Origin of the sequence: Nonlabens sp. MB-3u-79 (assembly GCF_002831625.1) — a bacterium.
Classification (GTDB): Bacteria; Bacteroidota; Bacteroidia; order Flavobacteriales; family Flavobacteriaceae; genus Nonlabens.
This window is the reverse complement of the sequence record NZ_CP025116.1, coordinates 1,812,737-1,829,022: the sequence shown is the minus strand read 5'-3', so window position 1 is coordinate 1,829,022 and position 16,286 is coordinate 1,812,737. Positions and strand designations below refer to the sequence as shown.

Genomic DNA, 16,286 nt, shown 5'->3' with positions numbered 1-16,286 from the left:
TGGCGTCTAATGACTAGTTGTAGTAGTATACATTATCTATATAAAAATTTCTCAATGAAGAAAAATTAATGTTTTCATAGATGATGAGTCCAATATTATTCCTGTTAACTAGAGTTAAAGGAGCATCTACGCTGATCCAGCTGTCAGCTATTACTTGATTGCGACGCACAAATATTTGTTGTCTAGAATCATCTCCACCATTATCGACCCCATTAGGACCCCAATCTTCTATAGATATCAAAAAGTCAAAATTGTTAGGCACCGGTCCTGGAATATACAAGTCAAAGTGCACCATCGTCATACTCGATGCATCCACTAACGGATTAGCCGTTTGAGTACCCACATAATTAAAGTTGGTATAATTTAAAATATTGTCTCCATTCACTGAAAAATCAGCAGATCCAGTAGAGGAGCCAGGAAGCCAAAATCCGTTATAATAGTCTACAGGAACATTAGCATACACATCACTAAAAACAGAAATGACATTATTAGGGTTTCTAGTCGGTGGGGTTGGTAATTGAAAATTCCCTCGTGAATTAATCGTTAAAGAACCAGCCGCATCAAGCCCCGCAAGCGTTGCCGTAACCACTGAAGTTCCTGCAGCCGCTACAGCAATGTTACCTAACAGATCAACAGATGCTACGTTAGGGTCAGAAGCTGTAAAATCAAAATAGCTAGGAGCGACTGTAATAGTTTGTTCTAATCCAGAAGCTAAATTGAATGTTTCTATTAATCCAGTAACCGCCAAATTAACTCCTATAAAGGAGCTGGTACTGGCATCATCGCCGTTGGAGATAGCAGGTCGAGGCTGTGCTACAGTGGCCAGGTTTTCATACTTAATATCATCCATCCAAACGATATAACCTGAACCTCCTGTACCTTGAGTTCCCATAGCATACCAGAAGGCCCCACGCTCCTCCACTAATTTTGAAGGATCTGGAATAGGTATGGTCACTTTAGACCAGTTCGTACCTACATTTATATTGTTGGCAGTGACTTGATATTTATCTTCTAAAAAGTCTTGACCAAAACCAAAAGCGTCAACACTAACTCCTCGAGAAGCTTTCACCCAAAATGTTAGCGCATTAAAGCCGGATAAATCTCTTCCAGCACCATCTACACGAAGAATTGCCCCAGCATAATTCCCAGTAGGATCAACCGCGTTAGGCACATCGATACGTATGGAAGAATTACTTTGATAACCCACTTGCTCATCCACTGAAAACGCATCTGGCTTAGAACCTGCAAAAGGTAAATAGAAGTCACTTCCCATACTTACAAAACCGTCTGTATAAATCTCTCCTGTTTTTGAGAAGGTTGCTGGTATAGCGTCATCTGACAAATCTCTCTCGCAACCTACTGCTATCATAAACACAACAGAGAGTGTTATAGATATTTTATAAAAAGTTATTTTTCTATTTTTCATTTTTTCTTTTTTCTTTTTTCTTTTTTTTAAAATTAAAAACACAAGAGACATTTTGCTGTAATCTTTAAAAACAGGACCCTATCCGCAAGTCAAACAACTATAAAAAAACATATATAGCGCTGATGATAATTACCGGTTGGATTCATAAAAGGTTACCTATTACCTAGCTTTTTAGAACTATTTTACTGTACCATTAATGTGACATTATCAATATTGACCAATCCAGCTTCTCCATTAGAATCAAATAATACTCGAGCATCCATAGCACCGAAATTTGTTGCAATTAAAGTTAACTGATATTGTTGTTGTATGTCCGTGATGCTGACAGGCTGACTGTTATTAGCAAATGTTCCACCACTTAATCCTATTCCTGCTATGATATCTCTATTGCGATCTGACCAAGCGTCAAACGTTAGTATGTACGTAAGCCCTTGAGTAATTTCTACTTTTTGGCTTAAATTCACTAGAAACGGCTGGTTTGAATTAGGGTTGGTTATGTTTACTTGGTAATATGTATTACCGGCAAAAGTGACAACTGGTGCAGGATTATTATCATCAACACCTTGTATCCAAGGATTAACTCCGTTTTCAAAGTCCCCATTAGTCAAGAGTCCACCATCAAACAATTCGTCAATTTGTATGGTATCTTCAAAACGAGCCATTGCAGCGTTGTCATTACTGACTTGGAGTACCACAACGTAGGAACCTCCTGCGCTATAAGTTTTAACAGGATTAATTACTGTAGAAGAGGTTCCATCTCCAAAGTCCCATGCATACGTATTTGCGTTACTAGACGTATTAATAAAAGTTACCGTACCTGTATTTTGATTGATAGTTTGTGTAAACCCTGCAGATAGTTCTTGTCGCACAACCACATCATCTTCACTGCAACCTATAAAAGCTATGCTTATAAATAGAACAGCTATTGCTTTAAAACATTTTATTGTTTTTATCATTTTATTAATTTTTTAAAAGTCAAATGATTTTATGTTTAAAAATCCCATTTAAAATTATGAATGCGAGGTATGTTAAAGATCCTTGACTGGTGTTATTTTTGGTAAACTCTTACGTAATCCACTAACATTGTTTGTGGAAAAACAGTATCTGTATTTGGTGAGCCTGGCAAATCACCACCAATAGCAACATTAAGTATGATATAAAATGGATGGTCAAAAACCCATTCCCCTTCGCCATTAGTTTCCTCAAGCACATCTTCCTTAGTGATTTGTTGATAGAGCACATCGTCTACATAATAATTGATATAATCTGGAGCCCACTCAATCCCGAATACGTGAAAACCAGTATCAAACCTGTCATTTTGCAAGACATATTCTTTTGAAATCGCATTCTCCGCAAAAAACTTCGGTCCATGAGCACTACCAAAAACAGTAGTAGGCATATCTCCTAAATATTCCATGATATCGATTTCTCCACATTGTGGCCAAGCATTTTGATCACAATCATTTCCTAACAACCAAAACGCAGGCCAATAACCTTTTCCATAAGGCACTCTTATACGGGCTTCAAACCTACCATACGCTTGTTCAAAAAGACCTTCCGTTTTAATTCTAGCCGAGGTGTAGTTAGAACCATTAAAGGCTTCTTCTTTGGCCGTAATCAATAAATACCCGTTCTCTACCGTCACATTTTCAGTTCTATCAGTGTAATATTGTAACTCATTATTACCCCATCCATCACTACCAGGTCCAGTCCCTATATCGTAAGACCACAAAGCACTATCAGGTGCACCTTCTACATCAAACTCGTCTTGCATCACTAATTTTTCAAAAGTGGCAACCGTTTGAGTTTCGTCAGGGTCACAACTAGCAAGCATTAAGAATGATACTACCATCAATGATTTGAATACAATTTTTATCATTTTTTTGTTATATATGCTATCCATTGTTCTTTTATTTGATATTGTTAATTGGCCTTTTTAAGGAGTATAGAAGTAAATATTATCCAATATAAAATTAGGTCCTCCAGCTAAAATAATTGCTCCAAGATTATTTTTTTGATTGAGAATACCGGCATTCAATGGAATATCAAAAGAATTCCAGCCGTTAACTGTTAAGCCAGAAGCTGTAAATCTTTTATCTGAATCATCTCCTTCAGGTTGTCCCGTAAAAATATTGGTATTGATCACTCCATTAGCACCAATATCTCTAATTTGAAATTCAACTTGAACTCCTGCTTGCTGCGCATATACATCCACATGAATAAAAGACAAAGCAGATGCATCTACGGTATTATCAAAAATAATTCCTGTGAAATTATTATTGGAGTAAATTAAAACAGAGTCGTTATTAGTAGTGACTACCGTAGCCTGTGTGGTAGACCCACCAAAATCTGGTGTGTAATCACTTGTAGTTTCATCGGTATATTCATCGCAAAATATAGATTTGACATTAGATGAAGGCAATGTTGGGATAGGCGCAGATGGTAAAGCGCCAGTAGAGGTTACCTCTAAGGAACCACTTGCTAAAACACTACTGATAGTCGCGGTAATTAAAGCCGTACCAGATCCAACAACAGAAACCACCCCTAATTCATTAACAGTTGCGACACTTGTATCAGAGGATACAAAATCAAAATAAGAAGGCGCTGCTTGTACAGTTAAATTCTCACCTGATTCTATATTATAAGTTTGTGTTAATCCAGAAATCGTAATAGATGAACCTGTAAATGATTGTTGAACTAGGTCTTGACCATCTAAAATAATAGGACTTGGTTGTGCGATGGTACCTAGATTTTCAAATTTGAGCTCATCGATCCACAACGTGTACCCCAAACCGTTGGTGCTTTGAGTACCCGCAGAAAAAATAAACATTCCTTTTTCTTGAACAAGTCTTGAGGCGTTTGGAATTGGAATCGTGTATTTCCTCCAATCGGTAGAAAGCTGAATATTTTCTAAACCTACCGCATATTTATCATCTATAAAATCCGTACCGAAACCTACTAAACCTACTGTTGCTGTTAAAGATCCTTTTGCCCAGAAGGTTAATGCATCGTAGCCCGTGAGGTCACGTCCCTCACCACGATCTTTAAAAATACCTCCTATAAATCCACCATTCGGGTCGTTGGGAGCTGGAACGTCTATACGTATAGAGCTCGTACCTGCATAGGCCACATTATTATCAGTGCCAAAACCTTCAGGGTTAGCTCCTTCGGCTGGATCGAAAGAAATGAAAAAATCATCAGTAAGATTTACAGGATTATCTGTAAAAACCTCACCCGTAGTAGGAAAAGTAGCTAAAACAGAGTCATCAGAGATCTCTCGTTCACAACCAATGATTAAACCTAGTGTCAAAAATACAAGGCTTAAGTTCTTGAAAAAATTGGGGTTTATATTTTTCATTTCTCTTATATTTAGTTACCTATATTAATATGAACATAGGTTCTGATTTCCCACTCCGTTCCGTCAGGAAATCCTACTGGACTTATAGTAGGCTCGCTTGCAAATTCAGCTGCGGCATTCGGACCAAATCTTCCTCCTGAATTAGCATCAAGGGATCTCCATGTCCCTCTTACACCTACAGTAGTACTAGGTAAAATAAACCAATCTGGTTTCCCCAAAGTAGTGGAAACATCCAGCATTAATTGCATAGGGAATGTGATGTTAAAGTCTCTGTAGTAATCAAATGGTCCCCAATCATTAACTTTCACTTGTGCAGTGGCTTTAATTGATTTATAAATAGCTCTTATATCACCACCGAAACGTTTTATTTCTCTAGGACTATCTCCATTACCCTGGCCATTACCATAGTAGAAGTTACCTATAATTCCCAATTCAGGATTCAATTTTGAAACGATACGTGTATGTGCCTCATATAAATCAAGTGCTGGTGCAGAGTTAGGAAATCTAAGAAAATTACGATCTGCTCCAAACCCAATAGCCGCGTCTTGAGTTGTAGGTAAATGACGGTATACAAATCCAGCGCTCATAGCAAATTCTGCATCTTCATTTCTATCATTATCCCATTGATACATCCAGGTTCCTGGTGTAGGGTCATAGGTGAACAAGATCTCACCAGCTGTAGTTTCTCTATTTCCTCTCACTGCAAATGGATCATCAATGAAGTTTCTTAATCTACCTGGCGCTCCAACATTGTTAGGCATAGGATCTACTAGTGGCTTTTGCCATAAAAAGTTAGGTGCAATTTGTAAATCACCCATGGTATAGGTCATACCAGCTAAAAAGTTGGACTGATTACCACTACCATTGTCTTTTAATTTCCATCCAGTAAAGGTTTGTGTAGCATCTGCCCCTCCATTAGCAACAAGTCCCAGAACTCCACCTTGCATGTAAGCATTAACTTTCCCACCTTCATAGGTCATTTTAGCTTTTCCACCCCAGTTGTCGCTTGACTTCACTTTATCATTAAATACCGTATAATTACCTTCAGTCCCTGTAACATCTTGGTAGGTAGTCCCATTTAAAGGACTCCCACCCCATATACCACCTAAGGTAAATCCAAATTTACCTAAGTCTCTTTCCACTACTAGTGTAGCTCTCTCCATAGGAAATGCAGGAATAATACCACTACGTACCTGATTTTGATCTAAAATACGTACGCCATTTTCGTCTAGTTGAATTTCTGTTTGTAAATCTCTGTGATAAATTCCAGTAATGTTGAAGTTTTCAATGGTACGGGAATACTTAAGTAGTGCGGTTGGATTTGCACCCCACCATAATTGTGGTCCAAAAGCGGCCTTTAATCCCGCAAACTCATTTTTTCCATCTATTTCAAGTCCTAGTGTTTCTCCCCCATAAATATCTAGATTGGGTCCATAATTAGTTTCAGGATATAAACCAAAGAAATCCCCTTCATAACCCCAGTGATAATGACCTGATCGATAAAAACCTCTTATGTCAAAATCTTTTGTATTCCATTCATAAGATGCGTTGTACACTTGAACTCTATTCACATCTCTTAACTCTACGATACCGTCTGGAGTTTCTACTTGTTGAGGACGTCCTCTGTTTTCATAAAAGATCTCATCAATAGGATTCTGTGCTACATTGCCAAGTATGTTAAAGTTTATCTCGGCTCTCATGTTAGGTGATGGATTCCCTTCTACTCCAACAAAATATGATTCCATACGATCAAAACCTAACTGATCAGGATACACAGGATTATCTGGATCTGGATTGTCAGGGGTAGAGACAAGGCTACCGCCTGTATTAAAAGTTGTAAATTCAGCTCGAAGGTTGCTTAATCGTATTTTATTATTACTGCCGCCATCTAATGCCGCCTTATCACCTCTTGCTCTAAGCACAGCATCCATTAACTGAATATTATCAAAATAATTAGTGACAAATTCTAAAGTTTTACTACCACTATAAGGGTCTAATTGATGTACTTCTTTTAACGCGTAATAAGCCGCACGAGGATAAAGATCATAAAGTCCTCTTTCATTAGAAGGCCCTTTAGCACAAATACCAAACCACTCTTCATTCATGTTTTTAGAAACACCATCTGTATCAAGTGAATACCCACCACTCATCCAACTTGCTTCTGAATTGTGAATATCTAAATCTTCTGTTTGTCCTCTTTTCCACCAACCATCACTAAACTGAAATGTAAATCCCCCTAAAGAGTTTCCGGCCTTGCCAAGACCAGCCGCATTTTGATAAATTTCCTTCCAGTTATTCACCATATAATAAGCCTGCATTTTTTGGTCCTCTTTATTATTTAAAGCATTGAACGCGTCAGAACCAAATTCTGAAAACATTACAGGCTTACCCAGTTCATTTTTAACTCTGTCAAAAGCATCGCTAAAAGAAACACCTCTATACATATTGGTTGCATATATATCCATATCTGTCAAATACTCAGCAACTAAATCCAAATACAGCAAGTCTCCATTACAAATAGCAATAGGATGATCTGTATTGATTTTTTTCATCTCAACAACGGCTTGATTCATCAGCTTATACATAGCTCGAGCTCTAGTTATCACCGTTCCTTCTGTTTCAATAGGAATATCTTCAGTTTCTGCTCCACCCCATGATAAACCATAATTATTCTCATTCCCTAACATGAACATCAAAAGACCTGGAGTGTCCTTAAAATCGTTTACTAAATTAGTTGCTTCTTTTAATAAAAATGCACGGGCCCTTGGGTCTGCATATTCTGTATTTGAAACATAAGAACCATCTAAAGTCAGACCATAACGACCAAAAGAATGGTTGATCATGGTGTATATACCGTAATTCTTATGGATATACTCCACCCATTTAGGCTGCATACCTGTATAGACACGTATCGTATTCACACCCATGTTTTTCAACAAACCCATTTCTGAGTCCAATGCTGCCTTAATAAAGTCATCTGATTGTGCCCAAAAATTATAAGAGAAATTTTTACCTATAGGAACATAATCCCAGTTCATACCATTAATGATAAATGGTTTGCCATCCACCATAAGGGTATGACCGTTCATGTCTTCTAGAACTGAAACTTTTTGATTTTGTGAAAAACCAAAAAAGGAAAAAAAGATCAACGAAATACTTAATAAAAGATTCTTCATATGTAAAGAGATATTGATAGGTTGTTACTAATAAATAATGGTAATGACTAGTTTTCTATGGGCACTATAATTCTATTGATTTCAAGGTTCTAAATATATATTGTGAAAAACTTGATGAATCAAATTCAAACACAACAAAAAATATACACAAGTAAAAATATATATAAATCTATATTAATTCCTAGCGCATATTATAAAAAGCTTAAAAATAAGTGTTTATAACTTTCGATTTGATAAAAAATAGTCCGCATCATAAAGAATGATGTGGAAATGTTGAGTTATTTAAAACATTTTAATGCGAAATTAAATCTCAACAATATAGCTAGTCAAACTATCATCGCGTGAAAGAGCTAATTTTTTACGCAAACGATATCGTTTTATTTCCACACTACGAGGGGAAATATTTAATAGTGGAGCGATCTCTTTGGAAGATAAATTAAGTCTTAAATAAACACATAATCTCAAATCCCCTGAAGAAAGGGAGGGGTGTAATTCCTTAATTTTTTTGAAAAAATCTTTATCTGCATTATTAAATGCTTCTTCAAAAGTGAGCCAATCTTGCTTGCTGTTTAAATTTTTATCTAACATCTTTTTTAAAGATCTAGATGCTACCGATTTTGGTAAATTATCCAATTCCACTTTCAACTCATTAAGAGTTTCATTTTTCTTGATCATCGCCATCGTTGAAATGGCAAGTTCTTTATTTCTATGCTCAATATCACTTCTTAATTTTTCATTACGCAATTCCACTAGATTCTTCTCATTAGTCAAGCTCTTTAATTCTAATTCTTTTTGCTGCTTTTGCAGTGCTCTCTGCTTTTGCCTTTTAAAGTACCAGATATAAAAGCCATTAAGCACTAAAATAATGAGTACTAAAATAATGATGTATACTGCAATAGCGACACTAGTCGCGTAATAGGGCTTAGCTACAGTAAAGTCTATAGTAGCTACGTTATCAGATAGTATGGTATTCACTCTGGATCGCACCTCAAACGTGTACTCACCATAAGATAAGTTTTTTAACTCTGTACTATTCACTTTACTCCATGGGCTCCATTCCTCATCTTCCCCCAAAAGTCTGAACTGATATTCAACAATACTTAGGGTTTTATAAAAAGGTGATGAATAGGTTATTTGTAAATGATTATTTTTATAAGGTATTTCCGAAGGACTCTTTAAACTAAGACTGGTTGGGGTACTTTTATCAAGACGACATAAATTATTGATATATACCTTATGAGAAAGAGTGTTACTTGAGTTTTGATTCAGCGTCGTGTATCCATAAGAAGTACCAATCAGATAATTCTTTGGACCCACCTTTGTTAAATTTTCATAACCGATTTTTTCTCTTCTCAGCTCATGACCTAATGGTATACTTTCTATATTATAACTGCCATTTATATCTTCTATATTGATCTTATAAATCTGGCTACTGTTGAACAACCATAAATAACCATCATTTTTAATAAAAGTTCCAGATGTATATTCACCGCTAGCAACAATATTACTAAGTTCCTTATGTTTTACAAACTTACTATTAGCAGATGTTTTAACATATATAGCATCTCTTTTAGAATAGAAGATTTTACCTTTAAAGTCAGTGATATCTGAGCCTATCCCCTTTCCTAATTCTTCTATTTTCTCAAGTTTTGTCAGTTTTTTAAATTCTCTATCTACTGTTATTTTAAACACTCCTTTATATTCATGGTTGACGTAAACCAAATCCTTATAAGCAATGATGTCTTTTGAACTAATATCAAAACCATCTATCTTATTGCGGAATTCCCATTGCCCAGTAGTATTAGTTAAGACTTGAAGTCCTTTATAGGTCCCTGCTACTATCAAGTCTGATGCATTGGGAACGGTATATAACTGCCAAGTTCCAATAGTGTTATCAAGTCGCCGCGCGTTCTTATCCCTTAAGACAAAAACCCCTAAATGATGGTTACAGAAAACAGTTCCGTTATGTTCACTAATCGACCATACTTGGCCTTCCGTACCTTCAATAAAACTAAACTTCTGTTGACCTGATTTCTTGTAAAACAAGCCTTGATTGGTACCTATATATAAAATGCCATCACTTTGATAAGAAGCATACACGGTACCTAAGTTACCGGCATTATCATTATAAACCTGGTAAGGCGAATCTATACTTATAGAGCTAATACCATTATCTAAACCAAACCATACATTTTTAGAACTGTCTTCATAAACATATAAACAGGTATTATTTGCCAATCCATCACCTTGGTTAAGAGCATAATTTACTTTACCCTCAAGATCCATTGATATAACACCATTTGCTATAGTTCCCAATAAAAGATTATTATTACTTAACAATGAAGCGCTATAAACGGTTATTTTTTGATTCAGCTCACAAGAGCCTACTAGTGAAACCTCACCGTCTTTGTATAGGTAAACAGCTGCATCTTGAGTAAGAAGGTACACTTTAGAATGGTATTCAAACATCAAGATGATGGTCTCCTCTAGAAAAAAATCTATAGACCCTTTTAACTGTGGTTGCTTATTTACCACCTGAAATAAACCCTCACCCAGGACGTGATAATAATATGTATCGCCTACCTGAAAAAACTTGTTGATCTCCGTCTGCTCGGCAATTTGAGATACCTCACCAGAATCGATATCATAAAAGTAGATACGAGAACGCGATTGAAAAAGAACGTAATCATTCTTAACAATAATATTCCAAAACTGCTCATCTTCTTGTAATTGAAACTTCGTCTTTTCTATGATAGAAGTATAATTCAATCTACCGCTGTCATCTCGTATCCAATAACCAAAATCCATATAACAACCCGTATAAATACGATCACCTTGGGCCTTTACAGACCTCATGATACTTTCATTAGGGGTTTTATACAAGGTCCATTGAGACCCGTTATATTCGAGCAGTCCCTTATTATTAGCTACATAGATAAAATGATCATCAGACTCAGATACCATCCAGTTTTGATTACCTGCATGATATAAGGACGGCTCGTAATTATGAAGCGGTGGAAGCACCTGACTAGAGGCAATAATGGTGTTTAAAAATAAGAATAGAGAAAGTAAGGTTTTCAAGATAAATTCATTTACTCAAATATAGTAAAAAAAACACCTCAACATAGCTAATACAAAATAGGCTGTGTTAAATCATAACACACTGTAAATCAATGATAATAAACACAACATGTAGTAAAATTACCTCAACAAATCATTAGCCGTTAAACCCGCGCAGCTTAATAGCAGTGAGCACCTTCTTTGTATAAAGCGGGAAATCTGCATTTTGAATCCAACTGTAATATCCTGGTTCTTGATTCAATACATCTACTATACGTTTGCCCTTATGCTTCCCAAAGTTGAAACACTCTTCTCCAGCCTCGTTAAAAGCTAGCATACCCGCAAAATCAACTGGCTTTCTACGAGTAGAAAACTCTGATAAAGATTTCATATTATTATCCAGTTCTGGATAACGATCTAATTGGCCTTTTAAAACCTCATAAGTAGCGATAGTATCAGCCTCTGCGCTGTGGGCATCAGTAAGGTCTTTTTGGCAGTAGAATTTATACGCGGCTACTAGTGTACGTTGTTCCATTTTGTGAAAAATATTCTGCACATCAATGGCATTCCTGTTTCCCATTTCAAAATCTATTCCTGCTCTCAACATTTCTTCTGCTAGCAATGGGATGTCAAATCTATTGGAATTAAAACCCGCCAGATCTGCATCTTTGATGATATTATTGACCTCATGAGCTCTTTCTTTAAAAGTAGGTTCATCTTTGACCATATCATCTGTAATGCCATGGATCGCGGTAGTTTCTGCAGGAATAGGCACCGTAGGATTTATTTTAAAAGTATAGGTCTTCTCCTCTCCATTGGGGAATACTTTATGTATAGAAATTTCAACGATTCTATCTTTAGAGATATTCGTACCAGTAGTTTCTAGGTCAAAAAAGCAAATAGGTCTGTTGAGTTGTAAATCCATAATAAGTGGTCGATTGATTTTTAAAATATCCGCTTTCGCGAAAGCGGAACACCCACTAACAACAAAAACAGAAACGAACTGAAGGTACAAATATAAGTTTGTAGTACCGAGCCGAGCACAAAATAGGAATCCTTTTATTAAAATATTATCAGGATGTAACTGCATCCTTTTTTAAAGTACCATCCTGGACAAAAGATCATAAGCACTCACTTAAGAAGCTTTTTTACTGATGAAAATATAAAAAAAACTAATTTATACTATTGATTATTAATACTTTAGTAACTATGTGACACAACTATCTTAGGGAGAATTAAAGAGAAATTTCTTTACCAAACAGTTCTTTTCGCAAGATGAAGAGCAACACCAATAAATAAAATATATAATTACCTAAATAAGCCATTACTACACCTTCTTCTTGATAAGCGGGGATAAAATAAAGCGCTAAGAGGTAAAAAGATGCGATACTCAAGACCTCAGCTATAAGGTAGTTTCTCAAGTCGTTTATAGCAATAAATCTAAAGGCTAAGACCGTAGTAATGATCTTTATAAAATCGCCTAGTAGCTGCCATTTAAATAAACCGCTAGAAGGGTCAAATTCATTGGTGAATAATATGGATATGATCAAATTTCTAGAAAAGTAAATGGCGATAAGACCGACTATAACAAGTGGTAATATTGTTTTATAGAAATTCCAGACAGTAGCTCTGTAGTTCTTATGACTGTTATCTTTACTCAAACTAGGCAAGACATAAAGGCTGATCAAGCTGGTTACAAAAAGCATGTAATATCCAGAGATACGCACGACAGCCTCCCACCATCCAGCAGCCTCATCACTCACTTCTACTCTAACTTGATCTCTTACCAAGATATTTACCAAGGGAATTAGCAAAGCACTGACCAGTGCCATAATACTGTATTTAAGCAACTGCCGACTGGTTTTTTTATCAAAGTGAAAATTCAGAAGTTCTTGAAGTATTATGGTTTTTTCTCCTTGAAACAACCAAAAAACAACGGCTGCGATACATTGTAAAAAAGGAACTAAAGCAAGCGAATATAAAGCTCCGGTAAGATTGTATTGATAGACCAGAATCGCAGAAGTTCCAAAAACCAAAATACTTATAATGATATTGAGAATAATAAATTTCTTGTACCACTCTAGACCTTGCATCAGGCTGGTAATCAAAACAAAAACTACATAAAAAGGCAGCGAACAGGCAAGAACTTTAAAAACCATAGAAAAGTCTACCTCTGTCGCTATAAGTTTTTCATCCAACCAAGAAGCGGCAAAGAATATCACAACAGCTGCTGTTATACTGGCGCATATGCTCCATAACCAAGCGGTACCAAATACCTTTTTTAACGCTGCCGGCTCTTGCTGAAATTGGGCCGTATTTTTAATCAGTCCATTTTCCAGCCCTAGCACAGAAAAAGTGAGTAAGCCTTGAGTAAAATTACGCAGGTTACCAAGGATTCCCAATCCTGCCGCACCTACGTACTCAGCAAGAATTTTAGACATGATGGCCCCTATTCCTATTTTCAGAAATACATGAATAGAATTGAACCCAGCTACTTTGAGCAATACATTTTTATGAAGTTTATAAAAGAGTCTTCTCATCTAGTAGGCATTTACTGCTTGTACTACTTTTTGCAGCTGCTCTAAAGTCATTAATGGGTGACAAGGCAAGCTCACCTCTGTGCGATGTAATTTTTCTGTAACTGGAAATCTAAGATGATTCAACTCTTGCAATGCTTTTTGTTGATGTGGAGGCACTTCATAATGCACGCTTGTACCTATGCCTTCCTTATCTAAGTGATCTACAAAGCCTTTTCTATGATCTACATAAACAGGAAAAACATGCACGACATTATTTTTAAGGAAATCGAGAGTATGTAAGCTTACTTTAGTATTCTGAAGATGCTTGAAATAATACGAAGCTATCGCTACTCTTCTTTGATTATCGGTGTCGAGTTGTGGCAATCTATTGAGCAAAAAACCAGCTTGTAATGGATCCAGTCTAGAATTAACTCCCACTAAGTTATTGATAAAACGGCTTTCTCTACCGTAATTAGCAATCTTGCGGCAGGTAATTGCCAGGTCGTGATCATTTGTGGTTATCGCCCCTGCATCTCCAAGAGCTCCTAAGTTTTTTGTTGGATAAAAGGAGAAGGCACTGGCTCGAGCTAGATTCCCAGACTTAACGCCTGTATCACTAGTTGCACCATGAGATTGAGCGGTATCACAGTAGATAGGAATTGACTTTTCTTTTGCATAGGCATATACTTCATCATCTACCAGCCTCCCATAAATATCTACAGCTATGATAGCATCATAGTTTTGATGGAACTGACGCAATACTTGTGCAGTTATAGTAAGTTCTTCCACATCTACAGGAATAGGCTGCATACCTGCATGAAGCACACTTAAAAAAGTGGCGATATAGGTGTGAGCTGGCACCACAATCTTTGCATTTTTAGGAAGCTTTCCTAAAGCAAGTTCTGCTTTTAAGATAATGGTGAGCGCGTCCATTCCGTTAGCAGTTCCTATACAGTGATCTACTCCACAATATGAGGCAAATGTATTTTCAAATCTATTCACCCATTCCCCACCTATGAATCTACCTGTACGGTGAATTTCTTTAAACGTCTTTAGGTCTTGTTGAGCAAACCTGTTGTTATGAGGTTGTAGATCTAAATATGGAATATAAGTTGATATCATTTCCTTCATGGACTAGGTAACGAAGATAACACAACAAAAGTGCTTTATCTAAAGGCTTCTACGATGTCTTTTAAATTACCGATCAAAGCAAGGCTGGTCATTACCAAAAAGAAGAAATTAACTCCTATTCCCGCATATTTTTTCCAATGGAAATCCTCTCTAATACTCAAAACACTAAAAATAGCTCCAAAAAGAACTGATATAAAAAACAAGGTGATTAAGTAAGCAGTGATATCATTGATAGTATTAGCTGCTGTCCTTGTGGTCTGGCCTAAAATCGTAAAAACGACAAGCAATACACTCGAAAAAACGGCGAAATGAAATGATCTCTTTGTATTCTTCATTTGTTAAAAGTCTGTTGCAAATTTAATTGGTTTTTTAAAATATAAAGGTAACACTACTTAACATTGCTTAACTAGATATTGGCATCTTGAACTGGGTAAATCCTTTAAATTTGTACCATCATAAGATTGGAAGTAAAGTTTAGATTATTGAATTAGCCTTTATTAATTATAAACATCCGAAAATATTATGAAAAAGAAAAATAAGTTAAGTTTGGTTGAATGACCACCGGATAATAAGTGTTTGATAGCAACTTATTGTTTGGTGGTTTTTTTCTTTGACCTATTGATTACAATTCAAATTCCCATCGTCGCCATTCCTCTTCTTGACAGCCCAATTGTTTTTTAAAGCGCTGTAAACCTTTATTTACCGATCCGTCTTTTTCATTCACTGGTCCATAATCCATTAAGGAGCATCCTTTTTCCTTAAATTCTTTCATAGCCTCCATATAAACATAAGCTACGGCATCTGTTTTTAACCCGTCTGGAGAACTAGCAGTATATTGAGACTTCACTATGTTCCCTTTTATAAAAAAAGTGATTCCTGCAAGTAATGCACCCTCCCTATACACATTATACTGAATGATGTTCTCTGGAAACCTAGAAGCGAGTAATTCTATTTCTATTAGACTGTGTACTGGCTTTGAATGGTAACGTTCTGCCAATTGTGGCGTTAAAACTTCTTCCCAGAAACTCCTAAAATCATTTGTGGTTTCCATCCTCAAACCCTCAAATTTCCCATTGCGGTAACCTATAGACTTTTTAGGTGACACCTGTATTTCTTGATCTAATGCTACCGACTGATTGTGCAATTTTCGATTAGGAGTAAAACCTTTCTGTTCTAAAACATCTGCAATTTCCTTATTTATAGATTGATAGGATACAGGTGGTAGTTGTAATTCCGCTTTCGCGAAAGCGAGACCTTTCAAATACTCCAACAACGCATCAACAATCCTGTCTATATTTGTTGCTGCGTTAGCGCTGATGATCAAACCCGCATAACTCAAACCTCGATGACTGTAAAAAATACCGTCTTTTACATGAGCAGGAATACAACACATCAATTGACCGTCTAGGTGCATCATTAAACTGTGGTCTTCAAAGCGCTCCTGGTGATAGTCCATAAAATTACGATCCAGAAGGAAGGTACCGTTTACAGATTGCTTTACAAAAGCGTTCCACTCTGCGGCATTTTCTAGAAGATATTTTTGAACCTGTATACTCAATTAAAATTATTAAGACGCTAAGATAGGTAGAAGGAAACTTTTGAACTTAAAAACTAAT

11 protein-coding genes are annotated in these 16,286 nt (G+C 36.3%); all 11 read right to left on the bottom strand.

Annotation, left to right across the window (positions count from 1 at the left end; genetic code table 11):
• Positions 1 to 13: 13 nt before the first annotated feature.
• Positions 14 to 1,426: a glycosyl hydrolase family 16 gene (locus CW736_RS08075; RefSeq protein WP_232735319.1), complete on the bottom strand. Its 1,413-nt coding sequence runs from the start codon at positions 1,424 to 1,426 to the stop codon at positions 14 to 16.
• Between the two features lie 182 nt (positions 1,427 to 1,608).
• Complete coding sequence (locus tag CW736_RS08070; protein ID WP_101013474.1) at positions 1,609 to 2,382, bottom strand: PKD domain-containing protein; 774 nt, start codon at positions 2,380 to 2,382, stop codon at positions 1,609 to 1,611.
• Positions 2,383 to 2,474: 92 nt separating this feature from the next.
• Positions 2,475 to 3,305, bottom strand: a complete 831-nt coding sequence (locus tag CW736_RS08065) for a family 16 glycosylhydrolase (protein WP_232735318.1) — start codon at positions 3,303 to 3,305, stop codon at positions 2,475 to 2,477.
• A gap of 57 nt (positions 3,306 to 3,362) precedes the next feature.
• Positions 3,363 to 4,784, bottom strand: coding sequence for a glycosyl hydrolase family 16 (locus CW736_RS08060; protein ID WP_101013472.1), 1,422 nt, complete (start codon positions 4,782 to 4,784; stop codon positions 3,363 to 3,365).
• 11 nt (positions 4,785 to 4,795) lie between these two features.
• On the bottom strand, positions 4,796 to 7,960 hold the full coding sequence (locus CW736_RS08055) for a glycoside hydrolase family 2 TIM barrel-domain containing protein (RefSeq protein ID WP_101013471.1): 3,165 nt from the start codon (positions 7,958 to 7,960) through the stop codon (positions 4,796 to 4,798).
• Between the two features lie 303 nt (positions 7,961 to 8,263).
• Positions 8,264 to 11,041, bottom strand: coding sequence for a triple tyrosine motif-containing protein (locus tag CW736_RS08050; protein ID WP_101013470.1), 2,778 nt, complete (start codon positions 11,039 to 11,041; stop codon positions 8,264 to 8,266).
• Between the two features lie 136 nt (positions 11,042 to 11,177).
• The gene (locus CW736_RS08045) at positions 11,178 to 11,945 is read right to left on the bottom strand and encodes a 3'-5' exonuclease (protein WP_101013469.1); all 768 of its coding nucleotides are present in this window, start codon (positions 11,943 to 11,945) and stop codon (positions 11,178 to 11,180) included.
• Between the two features lie 310 nt (positions 11,946 to 12,255).
• The gene (locus tag CW736_RS08040) at positions 12,256 to 13,560 is read right to left on the bottom strand and encodes an O-antigen translocase (RefSeq protein WP_101013468.1); all 1,305 of its coding nucleotides are present in this window, start codon (positions 13,558 to 13,560) and stop codon (positions 12,256 to 12,258) included.
• Complete coding sequence (locus CW736_RS08035; RefSeq protein ID WP_101015076.1) at positions 13,561 to 14,661, bottom strand: DegT/DnrJ/EryC1/StrS family aminotransferase; 1,101 nt, start codon at positions 14,659 to 14,661, stop codon at positions 13,561 to 13,563. It lies immediately after the preceding gene.
• Positions 14,662 to 14,705: 44 nt separating this feature from the next.
• Complete coding sequence (locus tag CW736_RS08030) at positions 14,706 to 15,005, bottom strand: hypothetical protein (protein WP_101013467.1); 300 nt, start codon at positions 15,003 to 15,005, stop codon at positions 14,706 to 14,708.
• A gap of 287 nt (positions 15,006 to 15,292) precedes the next feature.
• On the bottom strand, positions 15,293 to 16,228 hold the full coding sequence (locus CW736_RS08025; RefSeq protein ID WP_101013466.1) for a hypothetical protein: 936 nt from the start codon (positions 16,226 to 16,228) through the stop codon (positions 15,293 to 15,295).
• Between the last annotated feature and the right edge of the window lie 58 nt (positions 16,229 to 16,286).